Below are 22,548 nucleotides of genomic sequence, written 5' to 3'. Positions count from 1 at the left end.
GAGAACCCCCATTCGACGGACTGTCCACCTCATAGGAGATGCCTACACCAGACGAGCCGCAGCGGCCACACCTTCTCGAGCAGTTGAATTTGGCGACGGCGTTGGCCATCGTGAGGATGCGGTGCGTTTGCGAAGAGTCCTATCCCGACGACACTCTCAGTGATCGACCGATTCGGATGGTAGACGGCATCCTCAGCGACGGGCGCCCTCCTGCGCCTGATGCGTTGCCGCCTCTCACGCTCTCCACAGCGCGTGACACGTCTTCACTCGGCCAGTGTCGGCGGCCGGGCGCATCATCGTCTTGACGAAAGGGTGCGCATGCCGGAGCGTAATCGGGTGACGCCGCTGGGCGACATCGTGGCAACGCCACTGCGGGGTGCGTGGACGGGCAACCGGGGCAAGATCCACGAGGGCCATGAGATCGTGCGTTTCCACTCGGGCGACCTGTGGCTGATCTGCGAGCTGGAGTTCCGCGGCATCAAGCAGCCGCAGTGGGCACCGCATCACTACACGTTCCTGTTCTTCCACGACGAGGCCGTCGCCTTCGCCGCCGGACACCGCCCGTGTGCCGAGTGCCGTCGCGGCTCCTACGTCTCCTACCTCGAGGCGTGGACGGATGCGCTCGGCGGCCCACGGCCGTCCGCTGGCGCCGTGAACGCGCGACTCCACTCCGAACGGCTGTATCCGCGCACGCATCGTCGGCGGCTGCACGAAGGGCGCTACGTCGGATTGCCTGATGGTGCCTTCGTGCTCGAACAAGACACTCCGCGGCTCGTGCTCGGCGACGCTCTGGTGGGCTGGTCGCCGAATGGCTACGGTCCACCGATCAGCCGTCCCCGCTCGGGAACGGCCACCGTGATCACTCCGCCCGCCACGCTCGCGGTCCTGAAGGCCGGATACCCGGTGCAGATCGACGCCTCCGCTTACCGCTGAGCGAGCTGTCCAGCCGTTGCCTACCCGAAACATCCCGGTCATAGAGTTCAAGGTATGCGCGAACTTCAGGCGGAGATCATCCGCGAACTCAACGTGAAGCCATCGATCGACCCGGTCGCCGAGGTGGAGGCGCGCGTCGCCTTTCTGGTCGACTACGCCCGGAGTTCGCACGCGCGCGGGTACGTGCTGGGCATCAGCGGCGGTCAGGACTCGACGCTCGCCGGCAAGCTCTGCCAGCTGGCGACAGAGCGGCTGCAGGCATCCGGTGTCGACGCCGAGTTCATCGCCGTTCGCCTGCCGTACGCGGTGCAAGCGGATGAGGCGGATGCCCGGCTCGCGCTCGACTTCATCGCGCCCCAGCACGTCGTCACATTCAACGTGCAGCGTGGCGTCGACGGCGTCGCCGATGAGTACGGTGACGCCCTCCAGGTGCCCCTCCTCGATTTCACGAAGGGGAACGTCAAAGCACGGATGCGCATGGTCGCCCAGTACGCGATCGCCGGCCAGCGCGGCCTGCTCGTGGTCGGCACCGACCATGCCGCCGAAGCGGTGACGGGCTTCTTCACGAAGTACGGCGACGGGGGAGTAGACATCACTCCGCTGACCGGACTCACGAAGAGCCAGGGGCGGCAGCTTCTGGAGTACTTCGGTGCCCCGGCCCGGCTTTACGAGAAGTCGCCGACCGCAGATCTGCTCGACGACACTCCGGGACAGACCGACGAAGACAACCTCGGCATCAGCTACCGCGACATCGACGCCTACCTGCAAGGCCAGGACGTGCCCGATGCGATCGCCGAGACGATCGAGGCCAAGTACCTCTCCACGGAGCACAAGCGGCACGTCCCCGCTTCGCCATTCGACGCGTGGTGGCGTACTCCCGTCTTCGAGGAGTAGCGCGGCTCGAGCTGTTCCCGGCGCATACCCGCACGGCAGATGCGGTGAGGGGCCGCCACTTTGCGTGGCGGCCCCTCACTCCTCGATCGCGGTCGGGCGGTCAGTCTTCGACGGGTTCAATCCTCCTGAAGCCCGGTCGGCTTGCGGGAGGCGTAGGCACCGACCGGCGTCGCCGCGGTCTCGTAGTCGAGTGCTGCCGTGTCGTCGCCCGAGGCATTCGTCGCGGCGTTCGATCCCGCACGGGCCGTGAATGGGCTTACGGTCGTCGGGGCGGTGTCTGAGGCCGCGGTGTCTGACGGCGCGGTGTCGGTGGGGCCCGCGTTCCGCTCGTGGTGCTGGCGCGCGACCCAGGCATCCTGTTCCGCGTACGCCGTCTCCTCGGTCGTGGTGCGCTCGAACCGCCAGCGCTCCAAGTCCTCGAGGAACAGCCTGCGGGCTCGTCTCGGCTTGTTCTGCCACTCCACGAGCCGATCGCGGAATTCGATGATCGCCGGCTCGAGGCTGTAGCCGTACGTGGCCGAGTTGCGCTTCAACTCCGCCAGCTGATGGGCCGCCCAATCGGCCGCCGCGGCGGCACCCTTGACCGGCAGCAGCCGCACGAGGATGTCCGTCTGACCGACGGATCGATCCGAGAGCACCTGCTCGCCCGGGGTCAGCGAATTCCAGACGGATGCCTCCACTGCGGCATCCACGAGGGCGGCGACGGCGGCGGCCTTCTGCTCGCGTTCGGCACGCGAGAGCACCCCACGGATCGCTCCGCGAGCGATCCACGCCGACAACAACCCGGCAACGACGATGGACACGAGGAGCACGACCGCGGTGAAGATCACCGGCTGCGCGTCCTGCGACGTGAGCCACCCCCAGAAGTCATTCCACCACTGCATGTTGCGCAGATTACCTGCGCCGGAAACGATCCCGTGGAAGGCGTGCCGGGCGTCGGCAACAGAGCCCGGCGCCGGGCTCATCGACGGCCGGTGCCGTCGACGGCGAACGGTTCGATGGCGGCGATCTCATCCGGCGTGAGCGGCGCGGCATGCACGGCCGCCACGTTCTGCTCCAGCTGTGCGACGCTCGAAGCACCGATCAACGCGCTCGTGACCTGCGGATGCCGCAGCACCCACGTCAGCGCCAGCTGCGCCAGCGACTGCCCACGCCCGGCGGCGATCTCGTTCAACGCTCTGGCACGGTCCAGGTACTCGACGGTGATGTTCTCGGGGCGCAGGAAGACGCTGGTCGCGGCGCGCGAGTCATCCGGAACCTCTCCCGCCAGGTAACGGTCGGTGAGCAGCCCCTGCTGCAGGGGCGAGAACACGATCGATCCGATGCCCAGTTCGCTCAACACATCCAGCAAGCCGTTCTCGACGTGACGATTGAACATCGAGTAACTGGGCTGGTGGATCAGCAGGCGCACGCCCTCGGCCGCGAGGGCCGCAGCGGCCGCCCGTGTCTGCTCCGGGCTGTAGTTCGAGACGCCCACGTACAGCGCCTTACCCTGCCGCACAGCGGTGGCGAGCGCCCCCATGGTCTCCTCGATCGGCGTGTCGGGGTCGGGGCGGTGCGAGTAGAAGATGTCCACGTAGTCGAGCCCGAGGCGCTTGAGGGAGGCATCCAGCGAGGAGAGCATGTACTTGCGGGAGCCCCACTCACCGTAAGGCCCGGCGTGCATGTGGTAGCCGGCCTTCGTGGAGACCACGATCTCGTCGCGGTACGCGGCGAAGTCCTCGGCGAGGATGCGCCCGACATTCCGTTCAGCCGAGCCGGCCGGCGGGCCGTAGTTGTTCGCCAGGTCGAAGTGCGTGATGCCGAGGTCGAACGCCCGCCGTACGATCGCGCGCTGCGTGTCGAGCGGCCGGGTGTCGCCGAAGTTGTGCCAGAAGCCGAGCGAGACGGCCGGAAGGTCGAGGCCGCTTCGGCCGGTGCGGCGATAGGTCATGGAGTCGTAGCGATGATCGGCGGCAACGTAGGGCATTCCTGAATGCTATTGACTCCACCTTGCCCGGTTCGAACTCTCCGTCCACAGGTTGCTGGTCGTGCAGCGTTGCCACCGTTCGGTCCTCGGCCCCACGCGCTCGGTTCTGACATGCGCACTGTGGATGCGCGGCCCAGATTCTAGGTGCCGCATCCGCAGGAGAGAAAACCGAAATGAGGAGGCACGAGGATGCCTGACACCATCACTGCGATCGGTCACGTGGGATCGGAGCCGCTGCTCAACATCGTGGGCAACGGGCTTGCGATGCTCACGTTCCGGCTCGGCTCGACGCAGCGCAAGTACAACCGTGAGGCCGGCAATTGGGAGAACGGCGACACCAATTGGTACACGATCGTCGCCTTCCGCCGCCTCGCTGAGAACTCGGCGAAGTCGCTCGCTAAGGGCGATCGCGTCGTCGTCACAGGGCGGCTGCGGGTGACCCACTGGGAGAAGGAGGACAGGCACGGCACCACCGTCGAGATCGTGGCCGACGGCATCGGACACGACCTCGCATTCGGAACGAGCTCGTTCACGAAGACGGTCGGTGGCGCGGCGAGCCAGGAAGGTCCCGCGGCGGTGCGGAGCGACACAGCAGAGGCAGCTCCAGACCAGCCGGCCGTCGACGCGGAAGGCTGGGCACTGCCGGGCGGTGCGCGCGAAGCCACGGGAGGATCATCGGGCGGAGTTCCGTCGACTGCTTCCTCGTCGGAGAACGCAACGGACGACGTCGAATCAGTGCAGGCGGAACTCGAGTACGCCGGGGCAGAGCCGCCGTTCTGATTCGGCTTGCTCTGATCCGATCCGGGCACCCTAGACTTCTCGGGCGTCTGCGCTCCGAGGGAGCGCGCGTGAGGGGAGTCGGATCGGTGGCTTATCGCACGACGCAGCAGCGAGCACCGGTGATGTTCGTTGCGGCACGCGTGGCGCTCGGTGTCGGGCTCGTGATGGCGTTGGCGGGATGCACCGCTGCGCCGCCGCCGCCCACGCCGACCGCTTCCACGCCGTCGGCGTCGTCGACACCGACGACGACGTCCGGCGCCCTGCCGACGATGAACCCCATGGGTACGGCGAAGCAGAACCTGGCGTTCTTCGACTACGTGAACACTCGCACGATCGCCGCGGACACGAACCCGACGCCGCAGCAGTTCGTCGACGGCTTGGCTGCCGCGGGCTTCGCGAAGGCGGACATGCAGATGACGGCGGACAGGACGACGGTGAACCTCACGCCAGGGTCGGTGCAGTTCTCCGTTCTCATCAACGGAGGCTGCCTGATCGGGCAGTTCGGCGAGGATATCGGCGGCTATCACAGCATGGTCGCCCCCGTGCTCAGGACCGGCAAATGCCTGATCGGCGACACCGTTCCGATCCAGTGACGAAAGGGGACTCCGTCAGGTCGTCGAAGGGCTGATCGACCGACCGAGGCACCGCGCATGCGCCCATAGACTGGAGCGCATGGCCGAATATATCTACTCGATGGTCCGCGCCCGAAAGGCGGTGGGCGACAAGCTCATCCTCGACGACGTCACCATGGCATTCCTGCCAGGCGCGAAGATCGGTGTGGTCGGCCCGAACGGGGCGGGCAAGTCCACGATCCTGAAGATCATGGCGGGTATCGACACCCCCTCCAACGGTGACGCGAAGCTGACGCCCGGCTATACCGTCGGCATCCTCATGCAGGAGCCCGAGCTCGACGAGTCCAAGACGGTGCTCGAGAACGTGCAGGAGGGCGTCGGCGAGATCAAGGCCAAGGTCGATCGATTCAACGAGATCTCGGCCGCCATGGCCGATCCTGACGCCGACTTCGACGCCCTGCTGGCCGAGATGGGCACGCTTCAGGAGCAGATCGACGCTGCGGATGCCTGGGATCTCGACTCCCAGCTCGAACAGGCGATGGACGCCTTGCGCTGCCCACCGTCGGACACCCCGGTCTCCGTGCTCTCCGGCGGTGAGAAGCGCCGGGTTGCGCTGTGCAAACTGCTGCTCCAGAAGCCCGACCTCCTGCTGCTCGACGAGCCGACCAACCACCTCGACGCGGAGAGCGTGCTCTGGCTCGAGCAGCACCTGAAGCAGTACCACGGCGCTGTGCTCGCGGTCACCCACGACAGGTACTTCCTCGACCACGTCGCCGAATGGATCGCCGAGGTCGACCGCGGCCACCTCTACCCCTACGAGGGCAACTACTCGACCTACCTCGAGAAGAAGCGCGAGCGGCTGCAGGTGCAGGGCAAGAAGGACGCCAAGCTCGCCAAGCGCCTCGCCGACGAACTGGACTGGGTGCGCAGCAACTCGAAGGGACGCCAGGCCAAGTCGAAGGCGCGCCTCGCCCGATACGAGGAGATGGCGGCCGAGGCGGAGCGCACGCGCAAGCTCGACTTCGAGGAGATCCAGATTCCGCCGGGGCCGCGTCTCGGCCAGGTCGTGATCGACGCGAAGAACCTGCAGAAAGGGTTCGGCGAGCGTCAGCTGATCGATGGGCTCAGCTTCACGCTTCCGCGGAACGGCATCGTCGGCGTGATCGGCCCGAACGGCGTCGGCAAGACGACGTTGTTCAAGACGATCGTCGGACTGGAGCCGCTGGACGGCGGTGACCTCAAGATCGGCGAGACCGTCGAGATCTCCTACGTCGACCAGTCCCGTGGCGGAATCGACCCCAACGAGTCGCTGTGGGAGGTCGTCTCCGACGGTCTCGACTACATCCAGGTCGGCAAGACCGAGGTGCCCAGCCGCGCCTACGTCTCCACCTTCGGGTTCAAGGGACCTGACCAGCAGAAGAAGGCCGGAGTGCTCTCCGGCGGTGAGCGCAACCGCCTCAACCTGGCGCTCACGCTCAAGCAGGGCGGCAACCTTCTGCTGCTGGACGAACCGACGAACGACCTCGACGTCGAGACGCTGTCCAGCTTGGAGAACGCGCTCCTGGAGTTCCCCGGATGCGCTGTCGTGATCACGCACGATCGGTGGTTCCTCGACCGCATCGCCACGCACATCCTGGCGTACGAGGGCACGGACGAGAACCCGGCCGACTGGTACTGGTTCGAGGGCAACTTCGAGGCGTACGAGCAGAACAAGATCGAGCGTCTCGGCCCGGACGCGGCGAAGCCGCACCGCTCCGCCTACCGCAAGCTCACCCGCGACTGAGGTGAGAGCAATGAGAGCTTGCTCGCATTGCCGAGCCGATGGAGCCGGGTTGAGGCCCGGCCGGAACACCAGGGACTGATCGTGCGGTTGAACGTGCCCATCCGGCTGCGGTGGAGCGATCTGGATGCCTACGGTCACGTGAACAACGCGGAGATGCTGCGCCTGCTCGAGGAGGCCCGCATCCTCGCGTTCTGGGCTCCGGACGAGCAAGGCGCCGAGGTGGATGCCGGCGAAGCGTTCGGCGCATCCACCGCGGTGCTCGACAGCCGGCCCGGTGCCGACACCTTGAGTCTTCTAGCCCGGCAGGAGATCGAGTACCTGGTGCCGATCCCGTATCAGCGGCAGCCCCTGAACGTGCAACTGTGGGTGGCGAGGCTCGGCGGCGCCAGCATGGAGCTCTGCTACGAGGTCTGGTCGCCCGTCGGAGTTGAGCCGTCCGTGCTGTACGCGCGAGCGGCCACGACCCTCGTGCTGGTCGACCGCGAGTCCAGTCGGCCTCGCCGCATCAACGAGCGGGAGCGCGCCGCCTGGTCTCCGTACGAGGAGCCGCCGATCAGCTTCCATCGCCGCTGAACCGGAACGCCTCTATCGCGGCTAAGAGATCGTGACCTTGCCGCCGGAGACCGTCGCGTTGAGCTTCGGCAGCGCCCGGGTGGCCGGCCCTCTGATGACGTCGCCAGTGCTCGCACTGAACTCGGATCCGTGACAGGGGCAGTCGAACTGCTTGCCCGACGGTGCGACGACGCATCCCATGTGGGTGCAGATCGCGGAGAAAGCAACGGCCGTGCCGGACTCCGGCTGCGCGACCACGATGGGGCCGCCCTTGTAGGTGGCGGAGATCGCCCCGCCGACCGGGATGTCGCTGAGCGCGATCCCGTTGGCCGCGTCCGGGCTGGACGTGCTGCCCGATCCGGAGCCGGAGCCTCCCGTGCCGGAGCCTCCGTTGCCCGATCCGCCGGAACCCGACCCGGCGCCGGGCGAGGAACACGCCGCGAGCACGCAGACGCCTGCGGCGCCGACGGCAGTGCCGAGCGCGGCTCTGCGCGTGATCACGGCGGGGGAGGGATCACGCGGGATTCCGGACATCCGGGTCTCCTAGTCGAGAGTGTCGATTGCGGGCGCAGTTTCTACCTTGCCCGGTATTCCTCAGACCCGCCCGGGCGATCGCTGTGAGCGGTGTCCGCCCGCTACGCCTGCGGCACGCGGAGCATGCCCTCTTGAGCGACATTGGCCACGAGCAGCCCGTCCCGGTTGTAGATGCGACCGAGCGAGAGTCCACGGCCGCCGGTCGCGCTCGGCGACTCCTGCACGTACAGCAGCCACTCGTCCACCCGGCTGAATCGGTGCCACCACATCGCGTGATCGAGGCTCGCGATCTTCAGTCCCGGCGTTCCCCATGCCACGCCGTGACGTCGCATGACGGGCTCGAGTATCGAGTAGTCGCTGGCGTAGGCGAGGGCCGCGCGATGCAGGTTCTCGTCATCGGGAAGCTCGCCGAACGTCTTGAACCACACCGCCTGGTGTGCGACGTGCTCGCCCTCGACCGTGAAGTACACCGGCGACGGGATGTGCCGCAGATCGAACGGCCGCTCCTCACGCCAGTAGCGGCCGACCGGATGCTCGAACCCGGCCAGCAGCTCGGTGTCGCTTTTCAGCTCTTCCGGGCCCGGGACATCCGCAGGCATCTCCACCTGATGGTCGAGCCCTCCGTCGGGTGCCTGGAACGAGGCGATCATCGACAGGATGGGCAGTCCGTTCTGGTACGCCTGGGTGCGCCGCGTGGAGAACGAGCGGCCGTCGTGGATGCGGTCGACGGAGAACGTGATCTGCTGATTCACGTCTCCCGGACGCAGGAAGTAGCCGTGCATCGAGTGCACCGCCCGCTCCTCGGGAATCGTGCGCATGGCGGCCACGAGGGACTGCGCCAGTACCTGTCCACCGAACACCCGCCCGTGCGGCATCCACTGGCTGGTTCCGGTGAAGATGTCCTCGTCGGTCCGTGCGCCGGTGTCGGTCAGGTCGAGGGCGGCGAGCAGGCCGTCGAGGGGTTTCGTCATGGTGCCTCTCGTCGTCGGGCGGGATGCGCGTCTTGCATGCAGCGCGACTGCGTCGGCGGTCGTAGTCCAACGTCGCGCGGCCGGTGGCCGGTCGCAATGTGCCCTAGTTTAGACAGCACATGAGTGAGTTCTTCTCCCTGGTCGACGCCCTCGCGGTCTCCGACCTCCAGGTGTACTTGTCGCGCGCCGGACGCGTCGAAGACGGCTCGGTCCGGCTGGTCGCCGGGTCGGGCGTTCTTGCCGCCTACACGGCGATCCTGTACCCGCGCAGCCTGCTCGATCACATCCCGACCGTGCTCGGCCTTCGCACGTTCGCCACCGACAGGGATGTCGCGTTCGACGCTGTCGTTCCCACCAGATCCCTGCTGGACCGGCTGGCCAGAGCAGCGGATGCTCCGCCCCAGCCCGACGGTGAGTCCACGCCTATCGGCATCCGGCTCCCGCTGCAGGTGAGCACCGTCACGTGGGCTGGCATCACACCACCACGCGGAGGATGGCGCCGGGTCGGAGAGACGACGGCCGGCGTGCTGCAACGTGCTGCGGTGGACGGTGTCGCCGAGGTGGCGGAGGCGATCCCGCACGAGGCGGGCGAGCAGTTGGTGCAACGAGTTCGCGGCGAGGTGTGGGGGAGACCCATGCCGGAACTGGAATACGTCGCGGCGGGCGCCGGCTTCGCCGCCCACTCGCTCGGATTCATCGTCGAGCCGGACGAAGCCGTCATCGTGTACGAGACGGGACCGTGGACGAGGCTGACGCTGCGCCGCGGGCACGTGCTCGTGAAGCGCCCGGCCTGGTCGCTGCGTGGCTGAGCATCCTACGGGAGATCGGTGAGCACGCCGCGGGCCGCTTGCCGGCCGGAGAACAGGCATCCGCCCAGGAACGTGCCCTCCAGCGAGCGGTAGCCGTGCACGCCCCCGCCGCCGAAGCCGCTGACCTCGCCGGCTGCATACAGTCCGCGCACCGCCTCGCCATCGGAGTTCTGCGCGCGCCCCCCGAGGTCGGTCTCGATCCCACCGAGCGTCTTACGGGTGAGGATGTGTAGTTTGACCGCGATGAGCGGGCCCGACTTGGGGTCGAGGAACTTGTGCGGTGACGCGACCCGGATGAGCTTGTCACCGCGATATCGTCGGGCGGACGTGATCGCGGTGAGCTGGGCATCCTTCGAGAAGGCGTTGTCGAGTTCGAGGTCGTGTTCCAGCACGGTGCGCTCGATCGCGCTCTCGTCGAAGGGGACGTCCGCCAGTTCGCGCATGCCCCTGAAGAGTTCGGGCAGAGTGGATGCCACGACGAAGTCGGCGCCGTGCTGTTTGAACGCCTCGACGGGTCCGGGCGCTCCCGGCCTGACCCGCTGCAGCAGAAGCCAAAGATCCTTGCCGGTCAGGTCGGGGTTCTGCTCGCTGCCGGAGAGCGTGAACTCCTTCTCCAGGATCTTCTGGGTGAGCACGAACCAGGTGTAGTCGTGGCCCGTCCGTTGGATGTGCTCGAGTGTGCCGAGCGTGTCGAAACCGGGGAAGAGGGGCGCGGGCAGCCGGTTCCCCTCGGCGTCGAACCAGAGTGATGACGGGCCGGGGAGGATGCGGATGCCATGGTTCTGCCAGACCGGGCTCCAGTTCTGGATGCCCTCGGTGTAGTGCCACATGCGGTCGCCATTGATGACGCGCGCGCCTGCGTCTTGCGCGATCGGGATCATGCGTCCGTCCACGTGCGCGGGCACGCCCGCGAGCATGTTCGCAGGGGGAGTGCCGAGCCGTTCCGGCCAGTTCTGCCGCACGAGTTCGTGGTTGCCGCCGATGCCGCCGGACGTGACCACGACTGCCGGGGCGCGGAGCTCGAACTCGCCGACCACGTCCCGGTTGCTGGCGACGCCGCGTTCCCCGGCATCCGGAGCCAGAACGGTGCCGCGCACGCCCACAACGGCGCCCGCCTCGACAATGAGCCCGTCGACGCGGTGCCGGTGCGCCAGCACGGCTCCGCCATCCTGTTCACCCTGGCGAACACGCTCGATGAACGGAGCCAAGAGCCCCGGTCCGGTACCCCACGTGATGTGGAAGCGCGGCACGGAGTTGCCGTGTCCGCCCGCGGTGCCGCTGCCGCGTTCCGCCCACCCGACCACGGGGAAGAGCTTCACGCCCTTCGAGCGCAGCCACGCGCGTTTCTCACCTGCCGCGAACTGGAGGTACGCCTCCGCCCACCTGCGCGGCCAGGCATCCTCCTCGCGGTCGAATCCGGCCGTGCCGAACCAGTCCTGTCGCGCCAGTTCCAGGGAATCGTGGATGCCCATGCGCCGCTGCTCCGGGGAGTCGACGAGGAACAGCCCGCCGAACGACCAGAACGCTTGGCCGCCTAGCGACTTCGGCGGCTCCTGCTCGAGGATCGCCACCCGCTTGCCCCGATCCAGCAGCTCGGAGGCGGTCACGAGACCCGCCAGACCGGCGCCGACCACGATGGCGTCGAAGTCGCCGCTCAGGTCTGCCGGACGGTGGTCGGAATCAGCAGAGGGGGCGGGCGAGCTGGCGCCGGCGCGGGCCTTCGGCATCCGGGGTCTCCTTCGATCGGATCGCGTCGTCTCAGTATTGCGTGCGAGAGCCGGCCTACTCCTCGAACGTGTTCACCATCGCGTGCGCCGCGCGCTCGAGGTACGACCACAGTGTGGCGTCCTGCAGCGGCGGCAGTTCGAGTTCATCGAGCGCTGCCCGCATGTGGGACAGCCAACGGTCGCGCGCTTCCGGGTTCACCTTGAACGGCTGGTGGCGCAGCCGCAGCCGCGGATGACCACGCTGCTCGCTGTAGGTCGTTGGGCCGCCCCAGTACTGCTCCAGGAACATCCTGAGCCGGTCGGAGGCGGGTCCGAGATCCTGTTCCGGGTACATCGGCCGCAGCACCGGATCGTCGGCGACGCCGCGATAGAACGCGTCCACCAGCCTGCGGAACGTCTCGTGCCCGCCGACCTGGTCGTAGAAGTTCTCGACTACCGCGTCGCTCACTGCTGCCCCTCGTCATGGTGATCGCTCTGCAGTCCGTGCTCACCGGGGGACGGGTTTCGCGGCGCCGCAGCGCCGTCACCGGGTGTCGGCTGCGGTTTCGTGATTGCCTGGGGATGCTTTGCCGTCGCGGGCGCACCGGATGCTCCTGCTCGGGCACCGCGAGGAGCCGGCGCGGCTGCGGCCTCGTCCGGGGCCCCGCGCTTGCCCCTGCGCTTCTTGAGCCTGGCGTCCTGGGTTGTCACGACGGGATTCGGGCGCGTGCGAGGCGGATGTGCACCGGTGATGCTGGCCGCGCCGTCGAACCCGGTGAGCACGACGCTGGAGAGCGACGGCAGCGTGACGTCCATCTCGTCGAGCGCCACCTTGAGCCGCTTGCGCAACTCGCGTGCGACGTCATCCTTCGCGGTCGTGCGGGTCTTGATGACGACGCGCAGCACGATGGCATCCGTCGAGACCGACTCGATGCCCCACAGTTCGGGCTTCTCCACGATGCGCGAACGCCACCGCGGGGCCGTGGCGAGCTCGGTGGCCACCTGGAGCATCCGCTCCTCGATCGCGTCGACATCCGCGTCGTACGGCACGGCGAGGTCGGTGATCACCCGCGCCCAGCCCTGCGACATGTTGCCGACGCGCAGAATCTCCCCGTTGCGCACGAACCAGAGTGTGCCGTTCACGTCCCTGATCTGCGTGACGCGGATGCCCACGACCTCGACGATCCCGGTGGCGGGTCCGAGGTCGACGACGTCCCCGACGCCGAGCTGGTCCTCCATCACCATGAACAGACCGTTGAGCACGTCCTTGACGATGTTCTGGGCGCCGAAACCGAGCCCGGCGCCGAGCGCTGCGGTGAGCAGGGCGAACGATCCGAGGATCGTTGCGTCGATCGTGTTGACGACGAGGATGATCGCGATGATCACCACGACGACATTGACGATGTTGCTCAGAACCGTGCCGAGCGTTCGAGTGCGTTGCACGAGGCGCACTGCCGCGATTGGTGAGGCTGTGAGCGCTTGAGTGTCGTCGACGTTCTGCTTGTTCTTGACACCTGTGACAATCCGACGCACCACCCTGCGGATGATGACGCGGAGAACCCATGCAGCGAAGATCGCGACACCGATGATCACGGCGACACCCACGAGCTTCCAGCCGACGACGACGAGCGTGGCGAGCACTTTGCCCCAGAAACTCGGGTCCGTGACGTCGTTCGCGAGGGGGAGTGAGGCGGAGAAGATCATCGCGACCGAGTCTAATGAGCCGTTTTGGTGCATCCTGGGCGCCGCCTTGGTGAACGTCGGATGCCCGCGAGCAGTGCGAAGAACGCTGCTCGCGGGCATCCGCGTGCCGGGTGGTGTCGCACCCGGCTGCCCCCGGTTGGTGCACCGCCCCGAACGAAGCGGCGCACGCTCTGGATGGCGTCCCGGCGAAGGACGCCGGCCGAATGACGCGCTGTTCTACACGTCGCGCCGCTTGGTGAGGATGGCGCCGACGACGGTGGCGACCGCGATCCAGGCCAGCAGGACGAGTCCGCCCTGCCACGCGTTCAGCGAGACTATGCCGTCGGCGACGACGGTGTGAGCATTCGGCGGCACGTAGGTGTAGAGGTGCTGACCCGCCTCGGAGGGCAGGAACGCCGCCGCGTTCTCCACCCACGTCGCCTGCGTGAGCCGCGCCAGCAGCGAGGCCACCACGGGCAGAACGAGCAGGAAGCCGAGGATGGTCGCGATGCCGCCGGCTGAACTGCGCAGAATCGAGCCGAGCGCGAAGGCGAGCATCGCGATCAGGGTGAGGTACGCCGCCCCTCCGAGGAGCGGAAACAGCACGCTCGACGAGAACAGATCGGGGTGCAGTCCGCGTCCCTCGAAGATCACGGTGCCCACGATCGCGGAGATGCCGACCGAGATGACGCCCACGACGAACACCACGACGGCGAGCACGATGAACTTCGCGAAGTAGGCGCCGAGCCTGCGCGGATCCGCCGTATAGGTCGAGCGGATCATGCCCGTCGCGTACTCACCGCTGATCACCAGCACGCCAAGCACGGCGACCGCCAGCTGCGTGAACGACAGCCCGATGGTGGCCGCAGAGACCACATACCCGTTGGCCACATCCTTCGGCAGAGCCGAGATGTTCTCCAAGTGGTAGAGCCCGGCAGACGCGGCGGCCACGCCGACCGCGAGCACGATGACGATACCGAGGCACCACACAGTGGAGCGCAGGCTGCGCAGCTTGATCCACTCGGAGCGCAGCAGCCCGCCGAAGGTCAGGCGGATGCCGTCCAACGGGCTCCCGGTCGGTGCCGGCCGGTTCAGGGTGTCGGTCGCCGTGGTCATCGGGTCACCTCCGAGTGGTATTCGACCTCGTCCTGGGTGAGCTCGAGGTAGGCCTCCTCCAGAGAGGCATCGATGGGGGTCAGCTCGTGCAGCGCGACTCCGTTAGCCGCTGCCGCGTCGCCGATCTGTGCCGCGTTCAGCCCGGCGACTTCGAGCGCACCGTCGTCGAACGAGGTGACGGTCACATCGGGTCCGGCCAGCGCTGCGGTGAGGGCGCGCACATCGGGTGTGCGCACGCGCACTATCCGCCTTGTGGCGCCGGCGATCACGTCGGCGATCGGTGCGTCGGCCAGCACGCGTCCGCGACCGAGCACGATCAGGTGGTCGGCGGTCTGCGCCATCTCGCTCATCAGGTGCGAGGAGATGAAGACGGTGCGACCCTCCGAGGCGAGGTGCCGCGAGAACTCGCGAACCCACCGCACGCCCTCGGGGTCGAGACCGTTGACCGGTTCGTCGAGGATGAGCGTGTGCGGGTCGCCGAGCAACGCGGCGGCAATGCCGAGGCGCTGTCCCATGCCGAGCGAGAACCCGCCCACGCGCTTGCCGGCCACCGATTCGAGGCCGGTCAGATGGATCACCTCATGCACCCGTTTCTTCGGGATGCCGTGAGTCGCCGCGAGCGCGAGCAGGTGGTTGAACGCCGTGCGACCGGTGTGCACCGCCTTGGCCTCCAGCAGCGCTCCCACCTCGTGCAGAGGCGACGGATGCTGTGCGTACGGCTTGCCGGAGACGAGCGCGCTCCCGGCGGTCGGCTTGTCCAGCCCCATGATCATGCGCATGGTGGTGGACTTGCCCGCGCCGTTGGGGCCGAGGAATCCGGTGACGATGCCGGGACGCACCGTGAAGCTGACGTGGTCGACCGCCAGTTTGGGCCCATACCTCTTGGTGAGGCCATCGATTTCGATCATGGTCTCAACGCTAGGGAGGACGCCTGCCCCACGTCGTCCACCCACAGGATGATCGGGGTGCACCCGACGGTCGATTCCGCCGTGGGATGCATCCCGATCGTCGCCTACTGCGCGTGATCACGGCTCCGCCGCTCAACACGCGCAATCGGCTCGGTGATGCGAGCGAGCTCGCATCACGCTCACCCCAATTGCGTGTCGCGCTCCTGCGCCCGCAGCGCCCGCTCCACCGAGGCCAGGTGCTCCGATACGAGGCGGCGCAGGGCAGCCGGCTCCTGGTTCGCATCGAGCCATGCGCGCGTCGCGTCTGCGAGCCGCTGATCGACCAGCGGGAACGGGTACATGCCCTCGACGAGGTACTCCGCGATCTTGTAGGTGCGGGATGCCCAGACCGACTGCAGTGCGTCGAAGTACTTCGCGACGTACGGCTCGAGCAGAGCGGTGTCGTGCACGCGCTGGAAGCCGAGGCCGGTCATCCGCACGATGGTGTTCGGCAGGTCGTTCGAGTCGAACACACTCGCCCAGGCCGCGGCCTTGCCTTCCGCGGTGGGGATGGCGGCCCGTGCCTGTGCAGCGGCCTGGGCGCCGTTCGCGGTGTTGTCGGCCGCGAGCGCCTCGTCGATCTCCGCGCTTCCTGCCTCTCCGCCCGCGACCAGCGAGGTGAGCAGTTCCCAGGACAGATCCGTGTCGACGGTGAGGTCGTCCAGCACGATGGAGCCGTCACGCAGACCAGCGACCTTGGCCAGTTGCTCTGGCGTGGAGGCGAGCGCGGCGAAGAACTTCACGAATTGGAACTGTGCGTCGCTGCCGGGCTGCGCCGACGAGGCGAGTTCCCACAGCGTGTCTGCAGCCTGCCGAGCCGACGACTCGCGATGCTCCGGCGCCACGTAGGAGTGCACGCTGAGCACGAGCTGGTTCAGTGTGGTGCGCAGCGTGGTCGACTCAGTCTCCGCGCCGATGTTGCCCAGCACGAGGCGCACGTAGGCGCTAGCCGGCGTCTCCGCGTCGCGCGTGGCATCCCACACCGATCCCCAGACCAGTGATCGCGCCAGTGGCGACTCGATCTCGGAGAGGTGCTCGATCGCGAAGCTCAGCGACTGCTCGTCGAGGCGGATCTTCGCGTAGGCGAGATCGTCGTCGTTGATCAGAACGAGGTCGGGGCGCTTCTTGCCGACCAGCTCGGGCACCTCCGTGCTCTCGCCGTCGACATCCAATTCCAGCCGTCCGTCGCGCACGAGTCTGCCGTCGCGCAGGTTGTACAAGCCGATGGCCAGGCGGTGCGGACGCAGAGTCGGGTAGTCGGGATGCGCCGACTGCAGCACCGCGAACGCGGTCACCATTCCGTCGGCATCCGTCTCGATCTGCGGCCGCAGCGTGTTCACGCCGGCGGTCTCCAGCCAGAGCTTCGACCACGACGTGAGGTCACGACCACTGGTGGCTTCGAGCTCGACCAGCAGGTCGCGCAGCTCGGTGTTGGAGTGCGCGTGCTTCTTGAAGTAGTTCGAGACGCCGGCGAGGAAGTCGTCCTGCCCGACCCAGGCCACGAGCTGCTTGAGTACGGAGGCGCCCTTGGCATACGTGATGCCGTCGAAGTTGACCTGCACGTCTTCGAGGTCGTTGATGGTGGCGACGATGGGATGCGTCGACGGCAGCTGGTCCTGCCGGTACGCCCAGCTCTTCTCCATGGCCGCGAACGTCGTCCACGCCTCGCGCCACTCGGTCGCCTCGGCCGTCGCCAACGTCGACGCGTACTCCGCGAACGACTCGTTCAACCAGAGGTCGTTCCACCACTTCATGGTGACCAGGTCGCCGAACCACATGTGCGCGAGCTCGTGCAGGATCGTGACGACGCGACGCTCCCTGATGGCATCCGTCACCTTCGAGCGGAACACGTACGTCTCGGTGAACGTGATCGCTCCGGCGTTCTCCATCGCGCCGGCGTTGAACTCCGGCACGAAAAGCTGGTCGTACTTCGCGAACGGGTACGGCACGTCGAACCGCTCCTCGTAGAATGCGAAGCCCTCGCGGGTCTTGTCGAAGATGTAGTCGGCATCCATGTACTCCGCCAGGGATGCGCGGGCATAGACGCCGAGGGGGATCGTACGACCGTCCCGGCTGGTGAGCTCCGAGTGCCAGCTCGAGTATGGGCCGGCGATGAGGGCCGTGATGTACGACGAGATCACCGGAGTGGGCTCGAGGACCGTGGTCTTGACCTCGCAGGACCGCTCGACGGTCGCCACCGGGGAGTTGCTCACGACCGCCCACTTCTCCGGGGTGGTCACCGTGAACGTGAAGACGGCCTTGAGGTCGGGCTGCTCGAACACCGCGAACATGCGGCGCGAGTCCGGCACCTCGAACTGTGTGTAGAGGTACACCTCGCCGTCGACCGGGTCGACGAACCGGTGCAGGCCCTCGCCAGTATTCGTGTACCGGGGGTGCGAGACGACGGTCAGCTCGTTCTCGGCCTTGAGATCCTTCAGCTGGATGCGCACCCCGTCGTTCACACTCGCCACGTCGAGCGGCTCACCGTTGAGCACGACCGAGTCGACGGACGCCGTGATCGCGTCGATGAAGGTGGACGCGCCCTCCTTGGCGGCGAACTTCACCGTGGTGGTGCTAAGGAAGGTCTCGTCGCCTGTGGTGAGGTCGAGTGTGACGTCGTAGCTGTGGGTGTCGACGACGGCACGGCGCTCCGCCGCCTCGATGCGCGTGAGGTTCTCTCCTGGCATGGTTCTCCTTCTTCTGCGAAAGCGTTGAGTGACGCGAGCTCGGACGCAGGCGCATCGTGTGCGCGGCCCGACTGTCAAGCCTATGCGGCGTCGTGGCGGCCGACGAGACTGAGTCGGCTTTGACCCCGCACGGCTTCGGGGCACGGCCGCTTAGATGGTGATCATGACCGACGTTGACTTCTGGTTCGATCCGTCATGCCCATGGGCCTGGATGACCTCGCGCTGGGTCGATGAGGTCGCACCCCACCGCGACCTGAACGTGACATGGCACATCATGAGCCTGTACGTGCTGAACGAGGACAAGGACGTTTCCGAGTCCTACCGCGCGAAGCTGCCGCGCACCCTGCGGTACGCACGGCTAGTCACGGCCGTGGGAGAGTTGCGCGGACAGCAGGCGGTGAAGCCGCTGTACGACGCTTTGGGCGCACGCATCCACCCGGGACACCGCAAGGACGCCGACGGTGTCATCGCCGAGGCGCTCGAGGAGGTCGGGCTTCCGGCGGAGTACGCGAGATACGCCGACTCCGACGAGTACGACGCGCAGCTGCGCGCGAGCCACGCCGACGGGATCGACCGCGTCGGACAGGATGTCGGCACTCCCGTCATCGCCGTGAACGGCACCGCATTCTTCGGCCCGGTCATCTCCCCGACCCCGCGCGGACAGGAGGCGCTCACGCTGTGGGACGGTGTCGTGGCTGCAGCCTCGTACGACGGGTTCTTCGAGCTCAAGCGCAGCAGAACCCGTGACCCGATCTTCGACTGATCGCCGTCCCTAGACTGGTGCCCATGCGCATCCACATCGGCACCGACCACGCCGGACTCGAGTTCTCGCAGACCCTTCAGCAGCACCTGCGGGACGCCGGTCATGAGGTCATCGACCACGGGCCGCAGGAGTTCGACCCGCTCGACGACTATCCGGCGTTCTGCATCAACGCGGCCAAGGGTGTCATCGCAGACCAGCAGGCTGGTGTGCAGGCGCTCGGTGTGGTGTTCGGCGGATCGGGCAACGGTGAGCAGATCGCGGCCAACAAGGTGTTGGGCATCCGCGCCGCCCTCGTCTGGAACGAGAGCACAGCACTGCTGGCGCGCCAGCACAACGACGCGAACGTGATCGCGATCGGCGCCAGGCAGCACACGGTCGATGAGGCGATCTCGTTCATCGACACGTTCATCGCCGAGCCGTTCTCGTTCGAGGGGCGGCACGTGCGGCGCATCGCACAGCTGGCGGAGTTCGAGGCGACCGGCGACATCGCCGGCAAGAACGTCGACAAGTAGCGCGGATGCCAGAGGGTCACTCCGTTCATCGCATCGCCCTGCAGTTCAAGCGCAACTTCGTCGGCAAGCGGGTAGCCGTCAGTTCGCCGCAGGGCAGGTTCAGTGCCGATGCCGCGCTCATCGACGGGCAGGTCATGGTGGATGCCCGTGCCATCGGCAAGCAGCTCTTCCTCGAGTTCGAGAACGGGCTGTGGCTTCGTGTGCACCTGGGCATCTACGGTGCGTGGGACTTCGCCGGCGAGATCACCGTGGACGACACCATCCGGTCGGCCCGCGGCCGCATGGGACAGACGAACCAGCGCGGAACCGTACCCGGCGAGGACGTTCCGGATGCCTTGCTCGACACCCCGGTGCTGGACTCACGAGGCGAGGACTCGATCGCGAGCATGGGTGCACCGCGGAGGGCTCGGCTGCGGATGTCGGAGTCCGAGAAGGAAGACGACACCGCGTTCGCCTTCCCGCCAGCCCCGGTGGGTGCGGTGCGGGCGCGTTTGCTCACGGATACCGCCGTGGCCGACCTGCGCGGGCCGACCGCGTGCGAGGTGCTCGACGAGGCCGCTGTAGCCAGAGTGATCGCGGGACTGGGCCCGGATCCTCTCGTGGACGACGGACCCGAGGTCGAGGACCGCGTCGCCGAGACCATCACCTCGAAGCAGACGGCGGTGGGTCAGCTGCTGATGGACCAGTCCGTGATGAGCGGCGTCGGCAACGTCTACCGGGCAGAGATGCTCTTCCGCGCCGGACTGAACCCGCACACGCCGGGCAAGAAGGTGCCGAAGGACACCGCCCGTGCGCTCTGGCGGGACTGGGCACGCCTGCTCGATACCGGCGTGCGCACCGGTCAGATGATGACGATGGACGACCTCAGCCCGGAGGACTGGGCGAAAGCCATGGCGAGTCGTGAGGATCGGCACTGGGTCTACAAGCGCGAGGGACTGCCGTGCCGGGTGTGCGGAACGAACATCGTCATGGAGATGATGGCCGCGCGAAAGCTCTACTGGTGCCCCGTCTGCCAGGCGTAGCAAGAGGGCCGCGGCCTAGCGGCCACGACCCTCTTCGAGTGCTGGCGTTAGCCGCGACTACTTCGCGATGTGTGCGAACAGCAGCCAGCGGTCCTTGTCGAGCCCGCGTGCGATCTCGATCGCGACGTCCTGGCTGGTCTGGTCGAGCTCGTCGAGCTCGCGCACCGCGGTGTTGACGGCATCTAGTGCTACGTCGACCTGACCGATCACCTCGGCGATCGACTTGTCGGACTGCACGAACCCGTCGCTGAGCGGCGAGGCCTTCGTGTTCGCGGCGACGGTGGCGATGCGTGCATCGATCGGCAGGCCCAGCGCGACGATGCGCTCAGCGGCGAGGTCCGCCCACTCCTGAGCGTCGGCGACGAGGGTGTCGAGCAGTTCGTGCACGCCGATGAAGTTCGCCCCGCGCAGGTTCCAGTGCGCCTGCTTGCCGTTGACCACGAGCGCCTCGAGTTCGATGACCACCGGAGTCAGGAACTGCGCCGTGCCCGCCGCGACGTCGGGGTTGGTAGTGGCCTTAGGGGTGGTTTCAGTGTTGCTCATGGATGAGTCGTCCCTTCGCTCGTTGTCCGAGTCAACGCTACGCGGCCGCCTGCATTCCGCAAGGAAGCAGAGGCTGGGCTAACCCGCGAAGGGCTCGCTTCAGCCCTTCGCGGCGTTGAGTCCGTTCACGACCAGCAGAATGTTGCCGATCAGCGCCAGCACGCCGAGCACGAGGGCGAACCAGGCCACAACCCGCGTTCCGGTGTACATCCCGCTGCCGTAGCCGCGCACCCGCACCATGGACCAGATGGCCAGACCCATGCCGAACAGCGAGATCGGTTCGAGTAGCCACCACACCCATGCGGTCAACGAGAGCACGAGACCGATCACGGCGATCACGAACGATCGCTGTTTACGCACCTGCTCTTCCTCAGCGGTGCGCACCTTGCCCTTCGCGGGGGCGTCGTCTGGCCAGGTGGCCGCCTCGGCACGTTCGCCGTACTCCGGTGCGCCGGGCGCGGCATCCCTTCCGGCGGCGCGCTGCGCGACGGCAGTGCGCTGCTGTGTGCCCTGCATCTTCTGGCGATGCGTCATCAGCGTGACCCGCGCCTCGCCGAGCAACTGCACCTCGGCCTTCTCCGCCTCGATGTCGCCCGCGTGTGCGCCACCGGCCGCCTGCGCCTTCGCGGAGTATGCGGCGAGGATGTCGGATGCCGAGGCATCCTTCGAGACCTCGAGAATGGCGGCTGCTTCGTCTGGTGTCATGTTCGGGCCTTTTTGGGTGGGCGGTCGTGGCGGTCGGAGCCGTGGACATTCTCCCAAAGACCGGGAGCCTTCGTTGACGCCTCGACGCGGTCCTATTCGAGGGTGAGGGTGTCGTCCTGTCCGGTCACGCGGTAGTCGCTGGGCTTGAGGTGCGTCCGCACGGCGTTGTGGTCGCCCTGCACCATGACCGAGCCGAGGGCCGGCGCGGTGATGGAGTTGCTCTGCCCAGTGATCTGCACGGATCCGATCGAGTCGGCCGTGAGCGAGATGCCGTTGCCCTTGATCATCGCCGACCCCACGCGATCTTCGACGGTGATCGACGCCGACTGGCCCTCCACAGCGAGCGAGGCGGCACGCTCCAGGCGCACTGTGAGGCCGTCGCCGTGCACGGTGATCACACCGCACTCACCCGAGATGACGAACGAACCCGACTGTCCGTCGAGCTGCACCGACGACCCCGGTGTGCAGCTGTGCCGCCCTCCGCTGGAGAGGTGCGTCGCTCTGTCCGAGGGTGCGGTGACGGCGGCGCAGCCCGCTACTCCGACGGCGAGGATGCCCGTGATCGCCACGAACACGGCGCGGAGTAGTGCTGGCTTGCGCGTCGGCATCCGCCCATCCTGGCAGACCGATACGTCGCGCTGTCCAGGGGACAAATTCGCGACGGCTACACATGCGAATGGCTCTGCCGCCGCGTCAAAGCGGCGTCAGAGCCAGTAGAGGGGATGACGGGAATCGAACCCGCACCATCAGTTTGGAAGACTGAGGCTCTGCCATTGAGCTACATCCCCGAGCGGTGGTGAACCGCGCTGTGCAAGTGTAGTCCATGCCGGCCGGGGGCTCGAACCGGGCGGGCCTCTGGGCGGCGCGTTCGCATCGAAACTATGCAAGTGCGTTCGAGACTTCGACAGCGGAGCCGAGACTACGGTTGTGATGTCTCAGGGCATCGGTGACGAAAGTGCATCAGGACATCGGTGACACTTTGTGTGTCAGGACATCGGTGACGGTTTCGGTGCGGCTCATGAATCCGCGGGGTTTGCCGTTGCCTACGTAGCTGGTTCCTTTCGGGG

23 protein-coding genes and 1 tRNA gene are annotated in these 22,548 nt (G+C 67.2%); 10 read left to right on the top strand and 14 right to left on the bottom strand.

What is annotated here, in order from left to right; genetic code table 11:
• Positions 1–318 precede the first annotated feature (318 nt).
• The gene (locus tag ACTHNC_RS02520; RefSeq protein WP_440293020.1) at positions 319–933 is read left to right on the top strand and encodes a hypothetical protein; all 615 of its coding nucleotides are present in this window, start codon (positions 319–321) and stop codon (positions 931–933) included.
• A 54-nt stretch (positions 934–987) separates the two neighbouring features.
• Positions 988–1,827, top strand: a complete 840-nt coding sequence (gene nadE, locus ACTHNC_RS02515) for an ammonia-dependent NAD(+) synthetase (RefSeq protein ID WP_440293019.1) — start codon at positions 988–990, stop codon at positions 1,825–1,827.
• Positions 1,828–1,943: 116 nt separating this feature from the next.
• Here the strand turns inward: nadE and ACTHNC_RS02510 are convergent, their stop codons facing one another.
• Both ACTHNC_RS02510 and ACTHNC_RS02505 read right to left on the bottom strand, forming a co-directional pair.
• Positions 1,944–2,711 (bottom strand): hypothetical protein, encoded by a 768-nt coding sequence (locus ACTHNC_RS02510; RefSeq protein ID WP_440293018.1) that lies wholly within the window; start codon positions 2,709–2,711, stop codon positions 1,944–1,946.
• Between the two features lie 77 nt (positions 2,712–2,788).
• Entirely contained in the window at positions 2,789–3,796 is a 1,008-nt protein-coding gene (locus ACTHNC_RS02505) for an aldo/keto reductase (protein ID WP_440293017.1), read from the bottom strand.
• A 189-nt stretch (positions 3,797–3,985) separates the two neighbouring features.
• On the opposite strand from ACTHNC_RS02505, the gene ACTHNC_RS02500 reads away from it, so the two are divergent.
• The 4 genes from ACTHNC_RS02500 (at position 3,986) to ACTHNC_RS02485 (ending at position 7,504) form a co-directional block, all read left to right on the top strand.
• Positions 3,986–4,576, top strand: coding sequence for a single-stranded DNA-binding protein (locus ACTHNC_RS02500; protein ID WP_440293016.1), 591 nt, complete (start codon positions 3,986–3,988; stop codon positions 4,574–4,576).
• An 86-nt stretch (positions 4,577–4,662) separates the two neighbouring features.
• Complete coding sequence (locus ACTHNC_RS02495; RefSeq protein WP_440293015.1) at positions 4,663–5,169, top strand: DUF6993 domain-containing protein; 507 nt, start codon at positions 4,663–4,665, stop codon at positions 5,167–5,169.
• A gap of 79 nt (positions 5,170–5,248) precedes the next feature.
• The gene (gene ettA / locus ACTHNC_RS02490; protein WP_440293014.1) at positions 5,249–6,931 is read left to right on the top strand and encodes an energy-dependent translational throttle protein EttA; all 1,683 of its coding nucleotides are present in this window, start codon (positions 5,249–5,251) and stop codon (positions 6,929–6,931) included.
• 81 nt (positions 6,932–7,012) lie between these two features.
• Positions 7,013–7,504, top strand: a complete 492-nt coding sequence (locus ACTHNC_RS02485; RefSeq protein WP_440293013.1) for an acyl-CoA thioesterase — start codon at positions 7,013–7,015, stop codon at positions 7,502–7,504.
• A gap of 21 nt (positions 7,505–7,525) precedes the next feature.
• On the opposite strand, the gene ACTHNC_RS02480 is transcribed toward ACTHNC_RS02485, so the two are convergent.
• Together ACTHNC_RS02480 and ACTHNC_RS02475 are read right to left on the bottom strand one after the other, a co-directional pair.
• Entirely contained in the window at positions 7,526–8,017 is a 492-nt protein-coding gene (locus tag ACTHNC_RS02480) for a ubiquinol-cytochrome c reductase iron-sulfur subunit (protein WP_440293012.1), read from the bottom strand.
• Between the two features lie 101 nt (positions 8,018–8,118).
• Complete coding sequence (locus ACTHNC_RS02475) at positions 8,119–8,988, bottom strand: acyl-CoA thioesterase (protein ID WP_440293011.1); 870 nt, start codon at positions 8,986–8,988, stop codon at positions 8,119–8,121.
• Positions 8,989–9,107: 119 nt separating this feature from the next.
• Between ACTHNC_RS02475 and ACTHNC_RS02470 the strand changes: the two genes are divergently transcribed.
• Positions 9,108–9,797: a hypothetical protein gene (locus ACTHNC_RS02470; RefSeq protein WP_440293010.1), complete on the top strand. Its 690-nt coding sequence runs from the start codon at positions 9,108–9,110 to the stop codon at positions 9,795–9,797.
• Between the two features lie 5 nt (positions 9,798–9,802).
• Here ACTHNC_RS02470 and ACTHNC_RS02465 read toward each other — a convergent pair whose 3' ends face one another.
• From ACTHNC_RS02465 to pepN, 6 genes are all read right to left on the bottom strand, one after another.
• Complete coding sequence (locus tag ACTHNC_RS02465) at positions 9,803–11,524, bottom strand: FAD-binding dehydrogenase (RefSeq protein ID WP_440293009.1); 1,722 nt, start codon at positions 11,522–11,524, stop codon at positions 9,803–9,805.
• Positions 11,525–11,579: 55 nt separating this feature from the next.
• On the bottom strand, positions 11,580–11,972 hold the full coding sequence (locus tag ACTHNC_RS02460; RefSeq protein ID WP_440293008.1) for a globin: 393 nt from the start codon (positions 11,970–11,972) through the stop codon (positions 11,580–11,582).
• Positions 11,969–13,207, bottom strand: coding sequence for a mechanosensitive ion channel family protein (locus ACTHNC_RS02455; RefSeq protein WP_440293007.1), 1,239 nt, complete (start codon positions 13,205–13,207; stop codon positions 11,969–11,971). Before ACTHNC_RS02455 ends, ACTHNC_RS02460 begins: the two co-directional genes overlap by 4 nt.
• 216 nt (positions 13,208–13,423) lie before the next feature.
• On the bottom strand, positions 13,424–14,302 hold the full coding sequence (locus ACTHNC_RS02450; protein WP_440293006.1) for an ABC transporter permease subunit: 879 nt from the start codon (positions 14,300–14,302) through the stop codon (positions 13,424–13,426).
• Entirely contained in the window at positions 14,299–15,210 is a 912-nt protein-coding gene (locus ACTHNC_RS02445; RefSeq protein WP_440293005.1) for an ABC transporter ATP-binding protein, read from the bottom strand. The genes ACTHNC_RS02450 and ACTHNC_RS02445 overlap by 4 nt, the downstream gene beginning before the upstream one ends.
• Before the next feature lie 179 nt (positions 15,211–15,389).
• Positions 15,390–17,936 (bottom strand): aminopeptidase N, encoded by a 2,547-nt coding sequence (pepN, locus tag ACTHNC_RS02440; RefSeq protein WP_440293004.1) that lies wholly within the window; start codon positions 17,934–17,936, stop codon positions 15,390–15,392.
• A 163-nt stretch (positions 17,937–18,099) separates the two neighbouring features.
• On the opposite strand from pepN, the gene ACTHNC_RS02435 reads away from it, so the two are divergent.
• Genes ACTHNC_RS02435 through ACTHNC_RS02425 form a run of 3 tightly spaced genes read left to right on the top strand, consistent with a single transcriptional unit; the run spans position 18,100 to position 20,233 of the window.
• Positions 18,100–18,699 carry a mycothiol-dependent nitroreductase Rv2466c family protein gene (locus ACTHNC_RS02435; RefSeq protein WP_440293003.1) on the top strand — a complete coding sequence of 200 codons (600 nt, stop codon included), beginning with the start codon at positions 18,100–18,102 and terminating at the stop codon, positions 18,697–18,699.
• A 23-nt stretch (positions 18,700–18,722) separates the two neighbouring features.
• Positions 18,723–19,211 carry a ribose-5-phosphate isomerase gene (locus ACTHNC_RS02430; RefSeq protein ID WP_440293002.1) on the top strand — a complete coding sequence of 163 codons (489 nt, stop codon included), beginning with the start codon at positions 18,723–18,725 and terminating at the stop codon, positions 19,209–19,211.
• 5 nt (positions 19,212–19,216) lie between these two features.
• Positions 19,217–20,233, top strand: a complete 1,017-nt coding sequence (locus ACTHNC_RS02425; RefSeq protein ID WP_440293001.1) for an Fpg/Nei family DNA glycosylase — start codon at positions 19,217–19,219, stop codon at positions 20,231–20,233.
• A 57-nt stretch (positions 20,234–20,290) separates the two neighbouring features.
• Here ACTHNC_RS02425 and ACTHNC_RS02420 read toward each other — a convergent pair whose 3' ends face one another.
• The 4 genes from ACTHNC_RS02420 to ACTHNC_RS02405 all read right to left on the bottom strand — a co-directional run bounded on the left by ACTHNC_RS02420 (position 20,291) and on the right by ACTHNC_RS02405 (position 22,269).
• Positions 20,291–20,776 (bottom strand): Dps family protein, encoded by a 486-nt coding sequence (locus ACTHNC_RS02420; protein WP_440293000.1) that lies wholly within the window; start codon positions 20,774–20,776, stop codon positions 20,291–20,293.
• 99 nt (positions 20,777–20,875) lie between these two features.
• Positions 20,876–21,481 carry a hypothetical protein gene (locus tag ACTHNC_RS02415; RefSeq protein WP_440292999.1) on the bottom strand — a complete coding sequence of 202 codons (606 nt, stop codon included), beginning with the start codon at positions 21,479–21,481 and terminating at the stop codon, positions 20,876–20,878.
• 92 nt (positions 21,482–21,573) lie between these two features.
• Positions 21,574–22,089 (bottom strand): hypothetical protein, encoded by a 516-nt coding sequence (locus ACTHNC_RS02410; RefSeq protein ID WP_440292998.1) that lies wholly within the window; start codon positions 22,087–22,089, stop codon positions 21,574–21,576.
• A 109-nt stretch (positions 22,090–22,198) separates the two neighbouring features.
• A tRNA-Gly gene (locus ACTHNC_RS02405) sits at positions 22,199–22,269 on the bottom strand.
• Positions 22,270–22,548 lie beyond the last annotated feature (279 nt).

Source organism: Humibacter sp. (assembly GCF_051954055.1).
Classification (GTDB): domain Bacteria; phylum Actinomycetota; class Actinomycetes; order Actinomycetales; family Microbacteriaceae; genus Humibacter.
The sequence above is the reverse complement of the archived record's forward strand: the minus strand, read 5'-3'. Positions and strand labels throughout refer to the sequence as shown.

What these genes read in the sequence shown, in the direction of transcription:
- ACTHNC_RS02520 (WP_440293020.1), top strand. Translation starts at nt 319, where the DNA reads ATGCCGGAGCGTAATCGGGTGACGCCGCTGGGCGACATCGTGGCAACG.
- ACTHNC_RS02505 (WP_440293017.1), bottom strand. Translation starts at nt 3,796, where the DNA reads ATGCCCTACGTTGCCGCCGATCATCGCTACGACTCCATGACCTATCGC.
- nadE (WP_440293019.1), top strand. Translation starts at nt 988, where the DNA reads ATGCGCGAACTTCAGGCGGAGATCATCCGCGAACTCAACGTGAAGCCA.
- ACTHNC_RS02425 (WP_440293001.1), top strand. Translation starts at nt 19,217, where the DNA reads ATGCCAGAGGGTCACTCCGTTCATCGCATCGCCCTGCAGTTCAAGCGC.
- ACTHNC_RS02430 (WP_440293002.1), top strand. Translation starts at nt 18,723, where the DNA reads ATGCGCATCCACATCGGCACCGACCACGCCGGACTCGAGTTCTCGCAG.
- ACTHNC_RS02410 (WP_440292998.1), bottom strand. Translation starts at nt 22,089, where the DNA reads ATGCCGACGCGCAAGCCAGCACTACTCCGCGCCGTGTTCGTGGCGATC.
- ACTHNC_RS02435 (WP_440293003.1), top strand. Translation starts at nt 18,100, where the DNA reads ATGACCGACGTTGACTTCTGGTTCGATCCGTCATGCCCATGGGCCTGG.
- ACTHNC_RS02510 (WP_440293018.1), bottom strand. Translation starts at nt 2,711, where the DNA reads ATGCAGTGGTGGAATGACTTCTGGGGGTGGCTCACGTCGCAGGACGCG.
- pepN (WP_440293004.1), bottom strand. Translation starts at nt 17,936, where the DNA reads ATGCCAGGAGAGAACCTCACGCGCATCGAGGCGGCGGAGCGCCGTGCC.
- ACTHNC_RS02480 (WP_440293012.1), bottom strand. Translation starts at nt 8,017, where the DNA reads ATGTCCGGAATCCCGCGTGATCCCTCCCCCGCCGTGATCACGCGCAGA.
- ACTHNC_RS02445 (WP_440293005.1), bottom strand. Translation starts at nt 15,210, where the DNA reads ATGATCGAAATCGATGGCCTCACCAAGAGGTATGGGCCCAAACTGGCG.
- ACTHNC_RS02475 (WP_440293011.1), bottom strand. Translation starts at nt 8,988, where the DNA reads ATGACGAAACCCCTCGACGGCCTGCTCGCCGCCCTCGACCTGACCGAC.
- ACTHNC_RS02500 (WP_440293016.1), top strand. Translation starts at nt 3,986, where the DNA reads ATGCCTGACACCATCACTGCGATCGGTCACGTGGGATCGGAGCCGCTG.
- ACTHNC_RS02450 (WP_440293006.1), bottom strand. Translation starts at nt 14,302, where the DNA reads ATGACCACGGCGACCGACACCCTGAACCGGCCGGCACCGACCGGGAGC.
- ACTHNC_RS02415 (WP_440292999.1), bottom strand. Translation starts at nt 21,481, where the DNA reads ATGACACCAGACGAAGCAGCCGCCATTCTCGAGGTCTCGAAGGATGCC.
- ACTHNC_RS02465 (WP_440293009.1), bottom strand. Translation starts at nt 11,524, where the DNA reads ATGCCGAAGGCCCGCGCCGGCGCCAGCTCGCCCGCCCCCTCTGCTGAT.
- ettA (WP_440293014.1), top strand. Translation starts at nt 5,249, where the DNA reads ATGGCCGAATATATCTACTCGATGGTCCGCGCCCGAAAGGCGGTGGGC.
- ACTHNC_RS02470 (WP_440293010.1), top strand. Translation starts at nt 9,108, where the DNA reads ATGAGTGAGTTCTTCTCCCTGGTCGACGCCCTCGCGGTCTCCGACCTC.
- ACTHNC_RS02420 (WP_440293000.1), bottom strand. Translation starts at nt 20,776, where the DNA reads ATGAGCAACACTGAAACCACCCCTAAGGCCACTACCAACCCCGACGTC.
- ACTHNC_RS02455 (WP_440293007.1), bottom strand. Translation starts at nt 13,207, where the DNA reads ATGATCTTCTCCGCCTCACTCCCCCTCGCGAACGACGTCACGGACCCG.